Genomic DNA, 17469 nt, shown 5'->3' with positions numbered 1-17469 from the left:
GGTACGAACTCCGGAAAGGGTGAAATGGATGAACGCGAGGTGCCGAATCAGGCGCTCGTGGACGGGTTGGCGGTGAGGAGGCCGGCGGCATACCCGGGCAGTGCCATGAACGCGGGCTCCACGGTGGCGGCAGCGGCGTCGGCGGCGTTCACGGCAGTCACCGCGGCGGTCTGCTGCGGCGTCTTCGCGTTGCTGACCCAGGGATCGGTGAGCCCGTGCAGCGTTGTGAGCTGCGCGCGAATCGCGGTGTTTACCGTCGCCGCTGCCGCCGCAAGCGCCTGGATCTTCCCCGATGCGTCCGTTGCCTTGGCACCGCTGGTGGGTGCGCCATTCCAGGCAGTGATTGCGGACGTGGCGCCGGTGAGCGCCGTACCGTACGCGCTGCTGGAACCCTGCTCGCCGTCGACCGTCGTCTTGAGGGCGTCCGTTCCGGTGGCTCCGGCCGCCTTCGCCGCATCAGCCGCCGCGTCGAAGACCTTGACGACCGCGGTGAGCACGCCATCGGCGGCGTTGATGGCCGCGGTGGCGCCGTCGAACGTCCATTGGGGCGCGGCCGGCGGGTCGGACGGATTGAGCGCGAGGATGCTCCTGACGTACGCGTCCAGCTCGGCAAACGCGGACAAGGCAGCAACGGCCGCCGCGCCTGCGGTGCTGGTGGCAGTCACCGCATTGGTCTGGGCGGCCGGCGGGTTGGGCGTCGTCTGCCAGGGGTCCGTGATCGCGTGAATCTGAACGAGCGCACTGCTCAGGTCGTTGCTCACCGTAGTTGCGGTAGCTTGGAGCGTTGCGATGGCGCTGGACGCGGCCATGGCATTGCTGCCGGTGGAAGGCGAAGCCTGCCACGTTTTGATGGCGCCTTTCGCGGCGTTCAGGTTGGAGGTGTACGTGGAGTCCGTCGCGACGGTGAGCCCGTTGGTGGGCACGTCCGGATCTGCCGCCACCGTTGCGTCCACCGCGGTGCCGAGTAATGTGATGGCGGTGCTGAGCGCGGCGTCCGCGGCGGCGATGGCCGTCGTGGCAGCGGCAAAGGTCAGCGGGGCTACCTGCGGGAAGAACGTTGTAGACAGCGTTCGGCTGGTGTCCAGCCGTGCGGCCAGCGTGGAAAGCTGCTGGCGTTGCGTCATGAGCGCCTTCAGCTGGGGGATGTTCTGGATCACGGTCGCCGGGCCGAAGTCGTCCAGCTTCGTGAACGCCAGGCTTTCAATCGTGAGCGGGCCGGTGCCGTCGGGGACCGCGACGTTGCCGTTGCCGCCGCCTCGCTGGATTGTGCGGCTTTGGATGCCCGTGATGCTGAGCGTGGGTGCCAGGCCGCTCATCACGGTCGCGAAGTTGTCGCGGTCGATCTCGGTGAAGCGGCGGTCGGCCATCGCGGGGAGCGTGGTGTCCCCGGCGAAGTCGCCGATGATCCCTACCACGAACGGGATCTCGGCCTGGACGGTGGAGTTCAGCGTTTCCACGTCGTAGGTGATCTGCACCCGGGGCGGCCGGTTGCTGCCCAGCCAGTGCTGCATTTCGTTGATCATTGCATCTGCTCCTGAAAAAAGGTGTGGTGCGTTCTCCCGCCCGGACGGATGGGGGACCGCGGCGGAACTCTCCGCCTACGAACGCCCGTCGCCGGCCATGCCGAGGAGAAGGCGCAGGGACTTCAGGTCGTATCCTTCGTCGATCAGCGTTTCCAGCAGCTCGCCCAGCTCCATCCCGCCCCACGCCACGGCGCGGCGCACCAGCCAGGGCGTGGGGCTGTGCGGCTCCGTGCGGCCCAGGTATCCCGCCGCCGCCTCGAGCAGCGCGTACGCCTCGTCGCGGCCGCGGATGGAGGGCCCCGCCGGGAGCGCCCGGGGCGAAGGGTCGACATCTCCCGGATCGTCCGCCGCGATGTGCTCGAACTCGGCGGGGTGGTCCGCCCCGCGCGGGGCCTCCGCTTCCGCTTCGTCCACTCGGGCCAGCTGCGCCTGCACCCAGGCGCGGATCTCCGCCGCCCTCCGGTGCAGCGGCTGCAGCGACGGGGGCGGCCCCTCCCAGCGGCGTTGCAGCAGCGCCTGCAGCCGCTCCACCCCGTCGATCAGGGCGTCCAGCTCCCGCACCGTGCGGGCGTGGAGCTCGGCGGGGGTGCGCGCGGCGGCCTGGTCCACGTCGTCGGGACTGGCCTCACCGGGGGCGGAGCGCTCGCCCGCGGCACCCTGCACCCGGTGCCGGTGCAGCGCGGCTTCGCGCTGCGCCCAGGTGAACCCCGGTCCGCCGCCGGCCGCGCGGGTGAGCTCCACCCGCGCCAGGGCGCGCGGAAGGTGGGTGGCCATCCAGGCGAAGGGCCGCTCCAGCGCCTCGGGGTCGTACGCGCCCCACAGGGCGTCCCACCCGCCCTCGCACAGCCCCAGCACCACGCCGATCCCGGCGCCGGCGCCCGCGAAGCCGTCGCTCATCGTCCACGCCTGCGCCAGCCACCCGGCCACCTGCAGGTCACACGCGCCACCCTCCAGGGCCTCAAGCGCCAGCGTGGCGGCCAGCCGCGGGTCGGCGCGCTTGAGCGGCTTCTCCCAGATTCCCTGCGGCAGAGAGGGGTCGTCTTCGCGCAGCGCTTCCTGGATGTGCGCCCAGGTGCCGTCGGCGCGCAGGTCGGCGGGCGCGGGCGCGGCGGCAAGCACGCGGCGCACGCGCTCGTCCAGCCCGGCGAGGAGGGGGGCGGTGGCGATCATGCGGGCACCATGGGCTCGCGGGTGGAAGCCGAGGTGGCGGAGGGCGCCAGGGAGAGGCACAGCGCAAGCTGGCGCGGGGTGGCGCCGGCGCAGGCCACGGGGGGAAGCACGTGCAGCCGCTCGCCGGGAACGATCCAGGGGCACTCCGCCACCACGCGCAGGTACAGGCGCCCCTCGCCGCCCGGCAGGCCGCCAGGCGCGGGCACCACCTCGCGGGGGGCGCCCACGCAGTCGCCCGCGGCCAGCCCGCGGATGCGCGAGGCGCTGGCGATGCGGGCACGGGCCACCCACTCGCGCAGCTCGGCCGGGCCGGCGCACGCCGGGCCCTGCACGCGCACCGTCAGCTCGCGCAGCTCCCTCCATGCGGCGCGCGGCGCCAGGTCGAAGCCGCCCCGGCGATGGTGGAAGGGGACGAGGACGTAGCCGTCCTGCACCTCCTGGGTGGCGCGCTCACAGAACCTGAGCACGGGGCCCAGGGAGCCGTCCGGGTCGTCGTGGTCGTAGGCGGGGAAGAGGGGAACGGCGCGCCCGGGCCCGGCCGCGGCCAGGTGCCCCGCCAGGTCGCACAGCGCCAGGTGGATGGCGAAGGGGTGCGCCGCGCCCGAGTTCACCAGCGCCTCCAGACGCGGCAGCGCCGCGCACAGCGCCGCCATCCCGCACTGCGCCGCCGCAGCGCGTCCGTGCTCGCCCGCCGCGCGGGCACGGCGCAGGGCGTGGCCCATCTGCACGGCGCGCGCACGGACGGCGCACGCCAGCCGCGCGCAGCGCCGGCCCAGCGGCACCCCGGGGGGAAGGGAGAGCAGTGGAGGGAGCGCCTCGGCCAGGGCCCAGCCGTGCTCCGTGCGGCGCACGCGGGCCAGCGGCAGCGACACCCACCCGCGCGGCCGCTCCGCCGACAGCTGCAGCGACAGCCGGGGGCGCAGGCGCGGGACCTCCACCGCGCCCTCGCCGGTCAGCTCGTCGGCCACCGGCGCGCCCGTGTAGCACTCGTAGCGGGCCAGGGCGCCGCTGGCGGCGGGGCGGGCGGCGCGCGAGCGCACGGCCAGGTGCACCGTGAGCACGCCGTGCCGCGCGGTGTCGGCGTATGGCTTCAGCACCACCGTCAGCGCGCCGCCGTCGCTCGCGTCGTGGCGGGCCACCAGCCCGTCGGGAAGCACCGCCTCGAGTTCCTGCACGGTGAAGGTGCCGCCGGGGAGGGCCGCGCAGTCCAGCACCAGCCGCCGCACGCCCCAGTGGTAGGGCGAGAGCGCGGCCAGGTGGTAGCCCAGAAGCTGGTCGGCCTGGAGCTGCGCCTGCTGGAAGTGCTGGGGCGCCAGCAGCATCCCCTCGTACCAGGCCACGGCGTCGTCCACGCGTCCGAAGCGCGTGGTCTGCCCCGTGGCGGATGCAGTGCCGCATTCGCCGTGCGGGCCGGGCTCGGCCGCGATTGGGGGGCAGCCGGGCGATCCGCCGTCGCGCGCCCTCACGGGACCAGCTCCACGGCCTGACCCGGCTCCAGCACCTCGATGGTGCCTGCCCAGGCGCACGCCAGCGTGGAGGAAGTGTCGAGCGCGGGGCCGTTGCCCAGCACGACCGTCGCGGCGCCGGGCATCCACGGCGCCGGTGTTACGGGGACGCACGGCATGGGCGTGAGAACGCCCTCCGCCGCCGCGGTGGCCGCCACCACCACGGGGTTCGCCAGCGACGAGCACAGGCCGAACGACGGCACGTTCACCACCGGCAGGTGGTCCATCACGCTGGCCGCGGGGGTGCCCGTCAGCACCCGGTTGTGCGGCGGCACCGCCAGCGCGCCCGGCACCTCGCCCATGCTGCACCGCAGCAGCGCGCCCATGCACACCTGCAAGCTCATCGTCCGTACTCCTGGTGGAGGTCTGTCCCCGCGCCGCGGCGGCGCCGGGCGGCCCAGCGCGCCCGGAAGCGCTTCCATGCGTCGACGATCCTGGACAGCAGCGACCGCCCCGGCCGCGCCGCGCCCCCGCCGTCCTCTGGCGCGCCGCCCGCCCCGGCTTCAGTTTCGTCCTCGGCCGGCGCGGGGGGTGCGGCGGGAGAAGGCGCGGCGGGAGCGGGAGATGGGAATGCGGCGCCGTGCCTGCCGTCCTCGTTGGACGCGGGGTGGGCGGACGGTGGGTTGGTGGCGGCGGACGCGGCGCCGTGGGTGCCCTCCACGATGGACGTGGGATGGGCGGTGGACGGGATGTCCACGGCGGGCGCGTGCGGGTCGGACGCGGGGCCGGGCGCGGTGGTCTTCCAGAGGCAGCTGGTGCGCCAGAGGGGCTGGCCCTGGTCGAACCAGGCGCGCATCAGCACGCGGCCGTCTTCGGCGTACTGGGTGAGGGCGCCGTGCAGGGCGCCCGCGCGGTACTCCGAGCGTGACCGGACTGCCTCGGCGGCGCTCGCGGGGAAGAAGTCGATGGTCTCCCCGTCCAGCGCGCCCGCGCGGTAGGCCGAGCTGCGCGTTCTGCGGCCCGCGGGCGAGAACCATTCGGCCGTTCCCTCCAGCCGGTCGTCCACGTAGGGGAGCGACGAGGCGGTGGTGCCGTCTGGCCACCAGGTGAGCGTTCTGCCCTGGCGCCGGCCGGCCGCATACTCCACGGTCTCCACCCGCACCGCGAGCTGCCAGGTGGTGACCGGGCCGTCGGGCACGCCCGCGCGGTACCCGGCGCTCCACGAGACGCGGCCCTCGGCATCGCGCAGCGTCATGGGTCCGTGCAGCACCCCGCCGCGGAACTCGGCGCGGCCCTTCTCGCGCCCTTCGGCGGTGTAGAAGACGGTGGTGCCGTCCAGCAGGCCTCCCCGCGTCTCCGCGCGCTCCAGCAGGTGCCCGCCGGGGCCGCGCGTCTCCACCACCACGAGCGGCGCGTGAGGGGCGGGCGGCGGCACGGGGGCCGAGCCCGGGGGGCAGACGGGGAGCACGGGTTCGCGCGATCTCATGCGTTCACCTTCACCAGGGTGCCCTTCACCGTCGACACTCCGCCGCTCGACAACTCGGCCGAGATCCCGCCCGCGGCGCTGAGCGTGGTCCCCGCGGTGATGCGCAGCGAGGTCCCCGCGCTCAGCGTGATGGAGCCGGTGGCGCTGATGGCCAGGTTCCCGGTCACGCTCAGCACGTAGTCGCCCTCGGTGGTGTGCCTGAAGGTGGCGCCGTTCGCGTGGGTTTCGGCGCCCTGCACGTTCACCGTCCGCGTGCCCTTGCTCACCTTGAGCGTGTCGCCGCCCTCGTACACCGTCACCGAGCGGCTCCCCTTCTTCACCACCAGGGTGTCGCTGCCCTGCTGCACCGTGGCGGTGCGGTCGTGCACCACGTCCACGGTCAGGTCGCGCCCGGCGTGCAGGTACAGTTCCTCGGCGTCCTTTGCGTCTTCGAAGCGGATCTCGCTGCATGCGGCGCCACCCGGCGAGCTGCTGCTGCGGAAGGTGCTGCGCGTCTGCCCGGCCGGGAGCGCGTACGGCACCGTCTGCGCGGCGTTGTAGACGCACCCGGTAACCAGCGGCCGGTCGGGGTCCCCTTCCAGGAAGCTGACCACCACCTCCTGGCCGATGCGGGGGAGCACCATCGCCCCCCACCCCTTCCCCGCCCACGCCTGCGCCACGCGCACCCAGCACGAGCGGTCCTCGCCGTTGCGCTCCGCGCGGTCCCAGTGAAAGCGCACCTTCACGCGGCCATAGCTGTCCGTCCAGATCTCTTCGCCGGCCTTGCCCACCACCACCGCGGTCTGCGTCCCCGCGATCACGGGGCGCGGGGTGCGCAGCGGGGGGCGGAACGTGACCGACGCGGGGAACGCCTCGAAGTCGTTGGCGTAGCCATCCTGGTTGGCCCGCAGCGTGACGACGCGCAGCACGTAGGGAGCGTTGGCGTCGGCGCGCGGGTGGCCGGCCAGGGTGAAGCGGTGCCCCGCCACGAAGCCGCGGCAGGTAGAGGCGCCCGCCAGCCTCGCCGCGCCCGCCACCCGGGCTTCCCAGCGCCGCCGGGCCACGCCGTCGCCGTCGGCCTTCGCCGCGTAGCCGCCGGGGTAGTCGAACACCGAGTAGCGGTCTGCTTCGCCCGCCGAGCTCGCCAGCAGGTCGGTGGCCGGCGTCAGGAAGCTGTAGTCGTCGAGCTGCACCCGGTCGGGGGCGGCCGCGTGCTCCAGGGTGCAGGCGGTCACCGCGTCGCCGAGCTCCTTGCCGGTCACACCGGGGCGCAGGTGCGCGGTGGAAAGCCCGGGACAGGGCCCGAACCCCTGCGCGTCGTCCACCAGCACCAGGGTGTGCCCCCCTTCCGCGTGCTCGAAGCAGTAGGCGATCCCCGCCTCCTCCATCAGCCGCGAGGCGAAGGCGAAGTCGGTTTCGCGGTACTGCACGCAGAACTCGAGGGCGTCGTACGTCGCCGTGAGCGCGCTCCGCACCGCCTGGCCCGCGAACAGCACGTCCAGGATCTGGGGAACCGTCTTTCCCTGGAAGATCCGGCAGTCGGCGCGCAGGGTGAGCAGCCACAGCCACGGGCGCAACTCGGCGCGGTAGCGGGCGGTGCGCACGGGGGCGGGCGCCTGGGCGAACCGCGTCACCACGCCGTGGATCCAGCGGGGGGTGGCACCTGTTCTGCTGACCGCGACCGCCAGCTCCTTTCCCACGGCGCCGGCGAGGTCGATGGCCCACTCGTCGCTCTCCAGCTCCACCTCGAAGAGGAACGGCTCCGACACGGCCTCGCGCCCCTGCACCGAGCCAACCCGTAGCGAGCCCGCCGCAAACGGGGAGGTGACGGTGAGCGGGAGGTGGTTCTGGGAGATCGGCATGGGGTGGCGGTGTGGTTGGGCGGTTCGCGGCGGACCCGTGTCGTTCGCGGAGAGCGGGCGCCGCGGCAAGGGGCCTTTCAGCGCCCGCTCGCGGTGACGTATATCTATGCGGCTGGGGCGGGGCCCCTGTATCCGCAACGGCCACCCGTCGGGCCGGTGCGGCCACGCCGCCGTCGTCCACGCCGCAGGCGCGCTGGAATGGGGCACGGCCAGCCGCAGCCCGCCGCGGTCGCGCAGCTCGCGCGGGGCAGGCCGGTGGGCCGCATCAGGCGCTTCCGGAGCGCCGAGCCGCTGGAGAGTTCCGGGGTGCAGGCGACGGCCGTCGTCCATCAGGCGGACGGCGTAAAGGACGCAGCTCCGCGCCGCGCAGTCCTACGGCGGGGAGCAACCGCCGCAATTTGTGCGGGCTGCAACGGGTCGCGCTGCGCCGTGGCACCGGGCGACTACGACGACGCCCGCGAGCTGTGAGCCCGGGGGCACGCACAGTTCACGGGCGTATGGCCCTTTTGGCGTGTCGGCTGAGCCCTGCCGCGCCCGCAGGGCCGAAGCGGTGCAGCCGCTCCGTGACGGCCTTCTTCAGGTCGTTCCTGCCGTTGGCAACATCTTACTGCGAGGCTCCGTCGGGTCTCCCTGTGAGCCTGCGGTCGCCGCTCAGAGCGCCGGCGGCAGCGCTGGCATCGGAATGGGTGTGGGCGTGGTGCGGCCCGTGGGGCGCAGGGCGGAGCCGCGCCGGGCGGGCGGGATGGTGCGCAGGTCCTGGATCAGGCGCAGCACCGTCGTTCCGCCGAATGCGTTGATCTGGCGGCCGCGCGTTCGTGTGGGCGCGCCGGGGATCGCGGTGTTCAGGTAGTCGAAGTTGTCCCAGTGCCACGAGCCGGGCGGCTGGCCGTCGGGGTGCAGGAGGCGGCGGTTGAAGAGGACGCTCCGCTGGAAGGGAGGAAGCACCGGGACGTCGCCGGGCTGCGCGCCGTTGAGCGGCGCCCAGTACGCCCCGCACGCGGCGGCCCCGGCGGAGGTCAGGTCGTAGCCCTCCACGGCGCCGTTCACCCGCAGCGCGGCGCGGCTCCAGTCGCCGTACGCGGCGGGGATCCCTTCGAACGAACCGCCGAAGTACGCACCGCCGATGCTTCGGCAGAAGCCGGAGCGGAGCACGGCGTAGATGGTCGCGTTGCTCTGCGCCTGCACGGGCATCACAGACGGCAGGGTCTCGCCTTCGCCCGCCACGCGGTCCCACGCCATCGCGAACCCCAGCTGCTGCTCCGTTTCCGCGGGCATCACCGTGATGCGCGGGGCGGAGATCATCGCGGGCTTGGGGTTGTTGACGTTGAAGCTCCCCCAGATCACCACCGGCACCTCGGAGACCAGCGTCAGCGGCCCGGCCAGCGTGCCCGCGTTGCGGAGGAGGACGACCTCCTGCGCGCCCGGGCTGGCCGCCGCCTGGCGCCGGATGGCGATCATCCCGCCCTGGATGGCCGGGAGGAGACTCAGGTCCAGGTGGAAGCCGTAGGCGTTGGTGGGGCAGCGAAAGGTGGCGTACGGACGCCCCACGATCTCCGACGCATCGCACGCGGCCTCGCGTCGGAAGTCGGGGAAGAGGCCCCGCCACAGGTGCCCGGCGTTCGCGGGATCGGGATCGCGCGCCGCCTTTCCCGCGGGCGGTGCAGCGGCGAAGGGCCAGGGGAGGTAGCGGATGGCCGGCGCGCGCGCCACCGTGCCGCAGGTGTACGTCCCGTCATCGTAGTACGCCGTGCCGCAGCTGTACGAGTACTCCGTGCCGATGCCGGTGGTCACGCGGCGCAGGGTGATGGCGGGGCCGAAGCTCGCGCGGCCGAAGCAGGCGGCGTCGAAGTCCGGGCACTCCCCCGTGCCCGCGACGGAGGAGCTCTGCATCCGCCCCGGCCCCAGCCCGCCGCCGACCGACGGGCGGATGCGCACGCGCCCCTGCCACGGCGCCAGCATGGCGGCCGGATTCGCTTCCGATGCGGCGCGCGTGAGGCTGGAGAGCGCGGGCGCGCCGCCGACGTAGCTGGTGCCGGACACCACGTGTTCTGCCCGCCCCACCGTAATGCCGTCGCGCGCCTCGATCCCGCCCAGGTACGTCATCAGGTGGGTGCCCCGGCCGAACTCCGCCACCCCGTCCACGCGCAACGGTCCGCCCACCAGCCCTTCCGATCCCCAGCCGGCCACCTCGGCGTGGCCCTGCGCGTAGAGCGCGTGCTGGTGTGGCGCGATCACAGAGACGGCCAGGCGGCGCGTGACCATCCGCCGCCCCTCGCGCGGGCTGTGCGCGGTGGCGTACACCTCCACCTCGATGGTGCGCGCGGCCACGCTTCCGCCCACCTCCGGCAGCCCGTCGTACGAGACGCGGGGCTGGTGCGTCCACGCGTCCAGGATCTTCTCGTCATGCGGGATGACCTCCCACTCGCGTACGTCCACGATGCGCACGCCGGTCAACGCCGTGTCGGTCTGGACGGTGGCGCCGGTCGTCTTCAGGTCGGACGCCAGGCTGCTGGCGCTGATGTTGATGGCGAGCATGTCCGGCCAGGAGAGGTTCCCCAGCCGCTGCGCCGCCACGGCGCGCACGCGGTCGGTGAGCACCTCCACGGCGCTGGCCGCCGCCAGCTCAGTGCGCGACACGGAGTTGCGCTCGTACATCCGCCGCTCCGCCATGCGCGCCAGGAGTTGGCTGGCGCTGATCACAATCCCCAGCGTCACGATGAACCCGAGCACCCACAACAGGGCGCTCCCCCGCTCGCCGCGAAACGCCGCGCGCGTCACCAGCCCCCCTCGCTTCCGTTGCGCGTGCCGCCGTTGGTGGCGACGACGGTCACGTACGGCACGTTGTGCACGGTGCCGTCCGCCTGCTCGGTGGGGACGGTGAAGCGGATGCGGACCGCGCCCACGTCGTGGTAGCCGCGGCGGAAGGAGAACCCGGGCTCGGCCGTAGCGGTGGGGAAGACGGTGTAGGCGTAGTTGGGATTGCCGGTGGAGTGCCCCAGCGCCGCGGCACCGACCCCCACGCCGCGCCGCCAAGCCGTCTCGCCGGTGTGCAGCGTCTCGACCTCCAGCGTGGCGACGGGCCCGCCGATGGGGACCGCCGCGCTCCAGGCGCCCCCGTCGTCCAGCCCCGTCTGCCGCACCAGCACCGGGGCGCCGCGCGTGCCGTCGCGCCGCACGAAGAAGCGCGACGCCGTCACCCGCTGCGTGCGCACGCGCGGGGTGAGCGACGCGCCGGACTGCGTGGGCGACCCGACATCCGGGAAGCCGAGCGCGGCCGTCAGCTCCGCGACCGGCACCTCGGTGTACGCGGACACCCGGCCGCGCGCGCGGCAGTCCCACGTCCGCTTCGGCCGCGGCGCGTTCACCCGCTCGCGGCGCTCCGTGCAGACTCCGCCGTCCTCGTAGTACGTCTGCCTGCAGGCGGTTACGGGCGTGGGATCCACGGGTGGCGAGGACCGTGTGTACGTGCCGCCGCTGACCACCGTCACCTGCTCCGCCGTCTCGTCGGTGTAGGTGGGGCACACGACCTCCTCCTCGCAGTCGGCGCCGCAGGCGGCGTGGTTGGCGTGGGGCTCTCCCGTCACACGGTACACGCGGGCGCCCATGGCCGGCGCGCTCACCAGCAGCACTTCGCCCTCCCCGATCACCCCGCTGTGGTCGCCCACCAGCAGGAGGCACGCGCCGCCGCCGGGGCACGGGCGCGTGGAGTTGGTGATGGGCGCGTACTCCGCGCGCAGCACCAGCAGCGTGTCGCTGGATGCCGCGCCGCTGCCCGCCACCAGCACCTGCACCGGCCCGGCGTTGGGAGCGGCGAGCGTCCCCAGCGTGGCTTGGCGCAGGGCGTTGCGCAGCACGCCGTCTATGGAGGCCACGGCGCTCGCGCGGTCGCCGTCGTTCATCGCCTGCACCTGCCCGCGCGTGACGGACTCGGCGACCGACCACACGCCGGTCGCGATGACGGCCGTGACGACCAGCACGCCCAGGATCTCGATCAGCGTGAACCCCGCGCTTCGGTGCGACATCTTCAATTCCTGCTGGAGAGGAGAACGGCAACCGGCTCACACAGAGACATGGAGACACAGAGGAAAGGCGAAGAGGTTCTCTCTGTGCCTCTGTGTCTCTGTGTGAGACCGCTGTTTGGATCACCGCGGCGTCGCATCAGCTTCCGGGGGACCACGCGGTGCCGTGGCGGTCGCGGGGCCAGAGGGTGATGGTCTGCTCGAGGGCGCTCGTGCCGTCGTCCGTGTAGCGCGACGGAAAGACGACGCGCACGGTGAACTCCGCCACCGGACCGGAGCCGGCGCCGCACCCGACCTGCGTGTTGGGCGCGGTGGCGTTGTCGCGCACCTCGGCGCCGCCCAGGCAGCGTATTCGCCGCGAGACCGTCACCGCCTGCGACCCGGGCCCCGCCGCCGCGACCTGGTTTCCCGCGCGGTCGGTGAAGAAGCTGGCCGGGAACGTCCCGGACAGCGGATCGGCCGCGCGCAGCCGCTGCACCTCGTTGCGCAGGGTTCGGTGCGCCACCAGCCGCGCCGCCCGGTCCGCGTCCGCTCGCGTGTTGTCGGCTGAATACTGCACTAGCGTCAGCAGCGAGATCCCCAGCAGCGCCAGCGCCAGGATCACCTCGAAAAAGGTGAAGCCCTCCCGCCCCAACCGATCCTTGCGGATGCTCATCGCGGTGCCTCCGTGCTCCACGTGGCGCCGTTCGGGATGTAGCGGTACAGGTGCGCGATGCCGTCTGGCGTGAGCACCACGGCGGCGACGGCGGATGCGTCGCGGGCGTGCGTCAGGTAATACGTGACCGAGCCGCCCACCCCCACGTTGCATCCGCGCCCCGCCGAGCAGCGCACCAGACGCGGGACGGGGCCGCCGTTGGTCGCGCTCCCCAGCGGCCCGGCGATGGCGGCGCCGGCGCCCCACTGCACGCCCGCGGTCAGGCGCGTCCACTCGCGGTCCAGCACGTCCGCCTCCTGCATCCCCACCGTGTCCGCCGTCGCCAGGAAAGAGCCGCCCACCCCGCTCCCCGCGGTCGCGTCCGCCACCAGCAGCGCGTCGCCGCCGCGCGCCTCGGCCACGGAGACGGCCTGCGCGGCGTCCGCGCGGATCTGCACCGCTTGGTGGTAGACCAGGCGGTGCGGGTTCTCGCGGTTCGCGGCCAGCGCCACCGAGGTCAGGGCGACGATGATCATCGCCACCACCATCACTTCGATCAGTGTGAAGCCGGCGCGGGGGTCCCGCGATGCGAGTGCTTTCATGGGCCGGGGAAGCGGGTCGTGAACCAGATCGGCGGATGCTCGGTATCTGGTCTCAGGCATAGGAAGATACCCCGGACCGCGAAGAGCGGTTTCCGAACGGGCAAACCCATTCCCGCATAGCCGCCGTGTTCACCGACAGGATCCGCTCCCTCCTCCCCGCCCGCCGGGGCCACGTCCGCGCCTCCGTCTTCGTGGGCGTTGACCTGGGCGAGCGCCGCACCAAGCTGGTGGGCGTCGCCCGCGGCGATGAAGGCGTGTGCGTGACGCACGCCGCCGACGAGCCCACCCCCGCCGGCCTCTTTCGCGACCGCCGCATCGCCGATCCGGCCGCGGCGGGCGCCTTCCTGGCCGGGCTGGTGCGCGCCCGCGGGCTCACCGGCGCACACGCCGCTCTAGCCGTCCCCGCGGGTGATGCGCGCGTGCAGCGCCAGCAGCTCCCGCGCATGGACGACTCGGCGCTGCGGAACGCGGTCGAGGCCGATCCGGCTTTGCGACTGGGTGGGATGGAGACGGTGGCGGCCCGCTACGCCTTCGCCGAGTTGGAGCCCGACGCGCGCCGCGGCGACCCCGCGCTCATGTCGCTCCTCACCGTCTCCGCGCGCGAGGAGACGATCCGCGCGCTGCAGACGGCGGCGGAGTTGGCGGGGCTCGCCCCCGGGCCGGTGACCGTGGCTCCCGTGGCGCTGGCCAACGCGTGGACGGCCGCGTTCCCGGAGCGGGTAATGGCGGGGTCGCGCTCCGTCCTCCTGCACGGCGGCTTCGGCGGGATGCTGATCGCGGTGCTGGACGGCGGCGTTCCAGTGACGGCGTATGAGGCCAACCTTGGCGTCGACTACCTGGCCGAGCGCTCCGGGCGCGCCGGCGAGGCGCTCCTATTCGAGCCGGGCGGGACGGACGAGCTGGTGCTTGAGGAGTGGGTGCGGCGCGTGGTGGGCGACGCACGACGCGCCGCCGGAGCCATGTCCGCCGGCTACGGCGTGCTGGGCGACGCGGATGGGAGCGGCGCAGTGTGGATCTCGGGCGGAGTCGCCCGGCTTCCCGGGATCGCGGAGCGCTTCCGCGCCGCGCTAGGGGTGCCGGTGCACCTCTTCGATCCGCTCGCCCCCTTCCCCGCGACTGGCGACGCCCCCCTCCCCTTCGCGCCCGCACTGGCGGTAGCCGCGGGGCTGGCGCTGGAAAACCTCACGCTCGCGCCGGTGCACCCGTGATTCACCTCGACCTGCGAATCCACAACGCGGGGCGCGCCGAGGGCCCTGTCACCCCCCGCGAATCGCTCCACGCCGCCGCGCGCGACCCGCTGCTGATCGGCGCCATCCTGGCCGCGCTCACAGCGACCGGCGGAGTCAGGATGGGAAATGCCCGCCTGGATGCCCAAGAGGCGCGCGTGGAGGAGGAATCTGCGGCGGCGGCGCGCGATGCGGTGCGGCTGCGCGGCTCGCTGAAGCGGGTTGCGGCGCTGACCCGCGAGCAGGCGCGGCTGGCCTCCACCGTGAGCGCCATCCGCGCGCTGGACCCGGACCGCTTCGCATGGGTGCGGCTGATGGACCGCGTGGGGAGCGCCGCGCCGGAGAACGTGTGGGTGGACCGCATGGAGATGACGTCGCAGGACCACGCCACCGGCGGCCTGGGCTTCCGCGTCACCGGCTTCGCGCCGTCGGTGGAGCTGGCCGCCGCCTTCCAGCGCCGTCTGGCAGCATCGGCGGGGGTGCGCGACGCGGTGCTCTCCGGCACCACCAGCACGCAGATCGCCTCCTTTCCGGTGGTGCGCTACGAGATCACCGGCACCGCCGGGGACGGCACGCCCGACCCGGGGTATCTCGTAGAGCAGACCGCCGTTTCCCCGGAGCCCGCGCCGTGACCCTATCACCCTACCTGCGCTCGCGAATCGCGCTGGGACTCTTCCTCGCCGCCACAGTCCTTTCGGGGATGTGGTTCTGGAAGACGTACCGCCCGCGCGCCGCCGAGCTGGCCGAGCGCGAAGCGGCCCTCGCCGAGATGCGCACCGCAAACCGCGACGCCCGCGCCCGCGAGATGGCGATGGGCGCGGACAGCGTGGAAGCGCTCCGCCGCCATTCGCGCGGCGAGGCCGACCAGCTCGCCATGCGCGTTCCGCCGCAGGGTGGGAACGCGGGGAGCACGCAGCCTTTCGTGGAAGCGCTTTCCGAGGCGGCCCGCCGGCTGGGCGTGCGCGTGCACGACTACCAGCCGCTGCAGCCCGCCACCGAAGGACAGTTCCAGGTAGACGGTCTCAAGGTGCTGGTGGCCGGCCGCTATCACGACATCGGCGCGCTGATGACCGAGCTTCTCTCGCAACCGCGCCTCACACAGATCCGCGGCGCGCGGCTGGCCGTCGTGCCGGACTCACTGATGAACGCCTCCGTCGAAGCGCCGCGCCCCGGCGCCGGCCCCGCGTTCGCCACTGCTGCGCCCACCGATTCAGTGCTGACCATCCCATCAGGCGAAGCGCCGTTCAACGTGGTCGCCGCCTTCTCGCTGCACTGGTTCTCCGTGGCCGGCGCGCCGGCACTCGCGTCCGACTCCACCGCACCCGCGCCCGCCCTGGTGCAGCAGGTTGGCGAAGAGGTGACCGTCCCCCTCTCCGGAACCACCCGCTGATGCGCATCGTCGTCGTGCTGGCCGTGCTGGCGGTGCTCCCCGTGGCCCGCGCGCAGGCGCAGGCGGGCCCCGGCCCCGCTGAGTGGAGCTACCCGCGCTCGCCCACCCGGCGCGACCCCGTGATCCCCCCTGAGGCGCTGTACACCGGCGACGGATTCCCCGAGCTGCGGGTGCACAGCATCGTGCACGACGCGCAAGACCCGCGCGACTCGCGCGCGCTGGTGGTGCTCACCGGCAAGAACGGCGGGCGCTCCGTGGTGCGCGTCGGCGACCGCGTGGGACAGTACCAGGTGGTGGCGGTGCAGCGCGGCTGCATCACCGCCCGCCAGAACGTCCTCGGCAGCACCCGCAACGTCGTGCTCTGCCTTCCCCGCCCGGGCGAAGCGGCCCGGCCGTGAACCTCCTGCGCAACACGCCCATGCCCTCCCCACTCGCCCCCGCGCCGCACCTCCGCGCCGCCTTCGCCGCACTGGCCCTGGCAGCCGTGGCGGGCGCCTGCGCGTCTGCGGCTCCCCGCCAGGGGACGTTCGTGACGCTCGACCAGATGCGCGCCCGCGCCGCCGCGGACTCGTCCGTCGTGGCCCCCGTGTCACCTTCGCCGCGCGCTACCGAACGCCGCGCCGCCGAAGAGGTGGAGCTGGAGATGCCCCCCGCCGCCCCCGCGCCGCGCAACCCGTCACGCCGCGACCGTCAGGCGCAGCAAGAGGCGCCGCGGCAGGAGCGTCCGCAACGCGGCCGATGGATCACCCCGCCACCGGGACGCGAGCCGCCGGTGGTGGACCTCTCCGTCTACGAGCGCCCGCTCGCCGACGTCATCTCGCTGATTTCGGCGCGCGCCGGGGTGGCCATCGTCCCCTCCGACGAGAAGGCCGTGCGCGAAAAGGTCGTCACCGCCGAGATCCCGGGCTACCCCTGGCACATCGCGCTGGAGGCGCTCCTCTCCGCCCACGGGCTCCGCGCGGTGCAGGAGCCGTCCGGGATCATCACGGTGGTGACCGAGGGGCGCGCGGAGGTGGAGCGCACTCCCATGCCGGTGCGCCTCAAGTTCCTGTACGCGCGCGACTTCCTCCCCTCGCTGGAGCGGGTCGTAGCGGCGGGGGACAGCAGCGAGAACAGCGTGGAGGTCTTCGGCGACCCCGAGAACAGCCGCGACCTGATCGTCTACGCCTCGCCCGACCGGCTGGACAAGGTGCGCGCGCTGGTGGACTCGATGGACCGGCGCCCGGCCACCATCACCGTGGAGGCGCGGCTGGTGAGCGTGAACCGCTCGCGGCTGCACAAGCTGGGGTTCAGCTACTCCTTCGTTCCCTTCAGCAACGACAGCACCGGCCGCCTCACCACCGGCGTGGACGTGCGGCAGAGCAGCCAGTCGCCGCGCGGCGGGTTCAGCAGCGAGGGCGGCCCCGCATTCCGCGTCCTGCGCCGCTTGGCTGGACTTGGAACGCTGCGCCTGGACGCTTTCGTGGACGCGCTGGACGACAACGGCATCGCCGAGACGGAGACGACGCCCATCATCACCGCCACTTCGGGGCGCACCTCAGAGATCCTGGTAGGCGACCAGATCATCCTCCCCAACCCGGGCTACAGCGTCTTCGCTGGCGTCGGCGGCGGGGCGGTCCCCTTCCAGGCCCCCGCGCAGGGCGGCCAGAGCGGCTACCCCGGCGGCGGGCAGGCGGGCGGCTCCCTCGGCGGCTCGGCCGGCATCCCGGCGGGAACGCAGCTCGGAGGCGGTGGGGGCGGCGGGTTCAGCCAGTTCGAGACGGGCACGCGCCTCAAGGTTACCCCGCACTACCTGGGCGACGACATGGTGCGCGTCAACATCGAGCTGGTCCGCGACGGCGGGCAGCTCGACCCCGCCGGCCGCTCCATCACCGGCGGAAAGCAGACCGCCTTCACCGAGGTCACGGTGCGCAACGACGAGCCCATCGTCATCGGTGGCCTCACGGTGAACGGCCGCTCGCAGACCGCCAGCGGCTTCCCCCTCCTGTCGCAGCTTCCCGTGGTCGGCCGCGCCTTCCGCAACGAGGCGACCAGCGAGAACCACAACGACCTGGTCATCATCATCACCCCCCACGTGCATCCGGACGGGGCGGTGACCGTCACCCAGACACCCCGCGCCCCGCGCTGACTGAA

16 protein-coding genes are annotated in these 17469 nt (G+C 73.5%); 6 read left to right on the top strand and 10 right to left on the bottom strand.

The window, feature by feature from the left end:
- Positions 1-47: 47 nt before the first annotated feature.
- The 6 genes from tssB to tssI all read right to left on the bottom strand — a co-directional run bounded on the left by tssB (position 48) and on the right by tssI (position 7465).
- Entirely contained in the window at positions 48-1523 is a 1476-nt protein-coding gene (gene tssB, locus VF647_04085) for a type VI secretion system contractile sheath small subunit (protein HEX8451251.1), read from the bottom strand.
- 75 nt (positions 1524-1598) lie between these two features.
- Entirely contained in the window at positions 1599-2693 is a 1095-nt protein-coding gene (gene tssA, locus VF647_04080; protein ID HEX8451250.1) for a type VI secretion system protein TssA, read from the bottom strand.
- Positions 2690-4159 carry a type VI secretion system baseplate subunit TssK gene (gene tssK / locus VF647_04075; GenBank protein ID HEX8451249.1) on the bottom strand — a complete coding sequence of 490 codons (1470 nt, stop codon included), beginning with the start codon at positions 4157-4159 and terminating at the stop codon, positions 2690-2692. Before tssK ends, tssA begins: the two co-directional genes overlap by 4 nt.
- Positions 4156-4542, bottom strand: coding sequence for a DUF4280 domain-containing protein (locus tag VF647_04070; GenBank protein ID HEX8451248.1), 387 nt, complete (start codon positions 4540-4542; stop codon positions 4156-4158). The genes tssK and VF647_04070 overlap by 4 nt, the downstream gene beginning before the upstream one ends.
- Positions 4539-5624: a hypothetical protein gene (locus VF647_04065; GenBank protein HEX8451247.1), complete on the bottom strand. Its 1086-nt coding sequence runs from the start codon at positions 5622-5624 to the stop codon at positions 4539-4541. The genes VF647_04070 and VF647_04065 overlap by 4 nt, the downstream gene beginning before the upstream one ends.
- The gene (gene tssI / locus VF647_04060; protein HEX8451246.1) at positions 5621-7465 is read right to left on the bottom strand and encodes a type VI secretion system tip protein TssI/VgrG; all 1845 of its coding nucleotides are present in this window, start codon (positions 7463-7465) and stop codon (positions 5621-5623) included. Before tssI ends, VF647_04065 begins: the two co-directional genes overlap by 4 nt.
- A gap of 198 nt (positions 7466-7663) precedes the next feature.
- Between tssI and VF647_04055 the strand changes: the two genes are divergently transcribed.
- The gene (locus VF647_04055) at positions 7664-7933 is read left to right on the top strand and encodes a hypothetical protein (protein ID HEX8451245.1); all 270 of its coding nucleotides are present in this window, start codon (positions 7664-7666) and stop codon (positions 7931-7933) included.
- A gap of 183 nt (positions 7934-8116) precedes the next feature.
- On the opposite strand, the gene VF647_04050 is transcribed toward VF647_04055, so the two are convergent.
- The 4 genes from VF647_04050 to VF647_04035 all read right to left on the bottom strand — a co-directional run bounded on the left by VF647_04050 (position 8117) and on the right by VF647_04035 (position 12720).
- Positions 8117-10243, bottom strand: a complete 2127-nt coding sequence (locus VF647_04050; protein HEX8451244.1) for a hypothetical protein — start codon at positions 10241-10243, stop codon at positions 8117-8119.
- Positions 10240-11487, bottom strand: a complete 1248-nt coding sequence (locus VF647_04045; GenBank protein ID HEX8451243.1) for a prepilin-type N-terminal cleavage/methylation domain-containing protein — start codon at positions 11485-11487, stop codon at positions 10240-10242. Before VF647_04045 ends, VF647_04050 begins: the two co-directional genes overlap by 4 nt.
- A gap of 136 nt (positions 11488-11623) precedes the next feature.
- Positions 11624-12139, bottom strand: a complete 516-nt coding sequence (locus VF647_04040; protein HEX8451242.1) for a hypothetical protein — start codon at positions 12137-12139, stop codon at positions 11624-11626.
- Positions 12136-12720: a prepilin-type N-terminal cleavage/methylation domain-containing protein gene (locus tag VF647_04035; GenBank protein HEX8451241.1), complete on the bottom strand. Its 585-nt coding sequence runs from the start codon at positions 12718-12720 to the stop codon at positions 12136-12138. The genes VF647_04040 and VF647_04035 overlap by 4 nt, the downstream gene beginning before the upstream one ends.
- Positions 12721-12845: 125 nt before the next feature.
- Here VF647_04035 and pilM point away from each other — a divergent pair, with 125 nt between their 5' ends.
- The 5 genes from pilM to VF647_04010 are packed head-to-tail and all read left to right on the top strand — an operon-like array spanning position 12846 to position 17464.
- Positions 12846-13928, top strand: a complete 1083-nt coding sequence (gene pilM / locus VF647_04030; GenBank protein HEX8451240.1) for a pilus assembly protein PilM — start codon at positions 12846-12848, stop codon at positions 13926-13928.
- Positions 13925-14578 (top strand): PilN domain-containing protein, encoded by a 654-nt coding sequence (locus VF647_04025; GenBank protein ID HEX8451239.1) that lies wholly within the window; start codon positions 13925-13927, stop codon positions 14576-14578. Before pilM ends, VF647_04025 begins: the two co-directional genes overlap by 4 nt.
- On the top strand, positions 14575-15336 hold the full coding sequence (locus VF647_04020; protein ID HEX8451238.1) for a hypothetical protein: 762 nt from the start codon (positions 14575-14577) through the stop codon (positions 15334-15336). Before VF647_04025 ends, VF647_04020 begins: the two co-directional genes overlap by 4 nt.
- Positions 15336-15734 (top strand): hypothetical protein, encoded by a 399-nt coding sequence (locus VF647_04015; GenBank protein HEX8451237.1) that lies wholly within the window; start codon positions 15336-15338, stop codon positions 15732-15734. The genes VF647_04020 and VF647_04015 overlap by 1 nt, the downstream gene beginning before the upstream one ends.
- A complete protein-coding gene (locus VF647_04010; GenBank protein ID HEX8451236.1) occupies positions 15731-17464 on the top strand; it encodes a hypothetical protein in 1734 nt (577 codons plus the stop codon). Before VF647_04015 ends, VF647_04010 begins: the two co-directional genes overlap by 4 nt.
- The last annotated feature ends 5 nt before the right edge of the window (positions 17465-17469 follow it).

The organism is Longimicrobium sp., assembly GCA_036387335.1.
Classification (GTDB): Bacteria; Gemmatimonadota; Gemmatimonadetes; order Longimicrobiales; family Longimicrobiaceae; genus Longimicrobium.
This window is presented reverse-complemented; position numbering and strand designations above follow the sequence as displayed.